The 1,699-nt window shown below is 66.8% G+C and carries 4 protein-coding genes; 1 reads left to right on the top strand and 3 read right to left on the bottom strand.

Annotation, left to right across the window (positions count from 1 at the left end; all coding sequences use genetic code 11):
- Positions 1-454, top strand: a 454-nt coding sequence (locus AAF481_20530) for a hypothetical protein (GenBank protein MEM7483553.1), incomplete at its 5' end; no start/stop codon positions are given.
- Positions 455-509: 55 nt separating this feature from the next.
- Here AAF481_20530 and AAF481_20525 read toward each other — a convergent pair.
- The 3 genes from AAF481_20525 to AAF481_20515 all read right to left on the bottom strand — a co-directional run.
- Positions 510-818, bottom strand: a complete 309-nt coding sequence (locus AAF481_20525) for a type II toxin-antitoxin system RelE/ParE family toxin (GenBank protein ID MEM7483552.1) — start codon at positions 816-818, stop codon at positions 510-512.
- Positions 815-1,039, bottom strand: a complete 225-nt coding sequence (locus AAF481_20520) for a hypothetical protein (GenBank protein ID MEM7483551.1) — start codon at positions 1,037-1,039, stop codon at positions 815-817. The genes AAF481_20525 and AAF481_20520 overlap by 4 nt, the downstream gene beginning before the upstream one ends.
- 60 nt (positions 1,040-1,099) lie before the next feature.
- Positions 1,100-1,699 (bottom strand): thioesterase domain-containing protein (locus AAF481_20515; GenBank protein MEM7483550.1); only part of this gene is annotated, 600 nt, incomplete at its 5' end.

Below are 1,699 nucleotides of genomic sequence, written 5' to 3'. Positions count from 1 at the left end.
CAGCTCGACGGTCAACTCCGGCCAGGTGGGCACCAAGTTCACCGCTTCGACGGTACCGGTCCTCACCTGGGAGGCCTGGCTCTACGACGACCTCGGCATGACCGGCCCGGGCACCAACGTCGGCTATGGCCGGATCGACGATCAGGCCCACATCGTGATCACCGACGCCGCCCATCCCCTGGCCGCCGGCCTGTCCGGTCTCGTCGCCGTGGTGCCAGGCACCACGCCGCTGCGCTGGGGCGCCCCCGCCGCCAGCGCCCAGGTGGTCGCCGTCGCCGAGGGCAATGCCGCCCAGGCCCTGGTTTTCGCCTACGAAGCGGGCGCCGCCATGGTCGGCCAAACCGCCCCAGCTCGCCGGGTCGGCCTGCCCTTCTACGACGAGAATCCCAGCCAATTCACCGCCGAGAGCTGGGCCCTCTTTGATGCCGCGGTGAGCTGGGCGATCGGCAACTAAACCTCCTCCCAAGGCTGCTACGGGATACCGCCCTCCGGGCTCCGGACAGAATGTCTCACTCGAGGCGCGGATGGCCTCTTCGGCTGGCGTGCCAGAAAGCCAAGACCTTGACCAACTCTTCGTCGGTATCGACGGTGTAATAAAGGTAGTAGCGGACGCGCCCGAGGAGCGCACGCCGTAGCCGACGAATCTTGGCGTGGCGTACCTTCTGACCGGTGCCCGGTAAAGTCGAGATCAGGCTGAACGCCTTCTCGACATCTTCCTCGAACGCGTGAGGTGCCTTCGGCCGATTGGCTAGCCACCAATCGGCTGCTTCACGGATCTGTTTCGCCGCTCGGGAAGCGACTCGGAGCCGGTGCCTCACACGCGGCTCTTGGCTTTGAGCTCCTCCAGGAGCGTTCGGCCATCAACATACTGGCCGGAGTCGATCTGAGCCAAGGCTTCGCTGAGCTCCGCTTCTTCGCTGGACGAAAGAGCAACCGGTTCGCCGTCGTCGGCCGCGAGAATGGCGACACGCGAACCTTCTCCTATCTCCGGAGGAACATTGATCTTGCCGTCGATGACTTCAGCGGTAACCAGCTTCATGTCGTCATCATAGCAGCACCCAGGTTGTCGGACCGGTGGCGGAGCGCCTTGCGAGATCGATCACGACCCTCGCAGGATCTCTTCGATGCGCTCGGCGGTAGCCCGCACCGCTGGGGGCTGGAGGATGCTGTGGTGGTCGCCGGCTACGCGGTGGGTTGTCAACCCGCCGCGGGTCAGGCGCTGGCAGTCGCGCTGCTGCTCGGCCGCCAGGGGGGCCGGGGTGAAGGAGGTTTGGATCAGGTCGATGGGACTATCGTGGGGCTCTGGGCGATACGTGTGGCTGGCGCGGACCAGGGCGCAGAAGACGCGCCAGTGCCGTTGGAGCGCCGGTAGACGTCTGTCGTGGAGTAGGCGCCCTTGCTCTACGGCGTGAGCCTGTAGCCGCTGCAAGAACTGTTGGTCGTCCGCCGCGTCGACGACAGCGGCAGGAGGCGAGAGACCGGCGGTGAGCTGAGCGAACATCGCCCGCTGGGTGGCCGGATCTCGCGTCGCGTCGGCCCTCGCGGTGCCGGGATGGGTGTCGACCAGGATCAGAGAGGTCACCGGTCGACCCGCGGCCTCCAGCTGACGGGCCATCTCCGAAGCCAGGAGACCGCCGACCGACCAGCCGCAGAGATGCACCGGACCCTTGGGCCGGGCCGCCGTGAGGGTGGCGATGTG

The organism is Acidobacteriota bacterium (assembly GCA_039030395.1).
In the GTDB taxonomy this organism is placed as follows: domain Bacteria; phylum Acidobacteriota; class Thermoanaerobaculia; order Multivoradales; family JBCCEF01; genus JBCCEF01.
This window is presented reverse-complemented; position numbering and strand designations above follow the sequence as displayed.

Bases quoted from the DNA above. Each gene is read 5' to 3' on its own strand.
- AAF481_20520 (MEM7483551.1), bottom strand. From the start codon at position 1,039: ATGAAGCTGGTTACCGCTGAAGTCATCGACGGCAAGATCAATGTTCCT.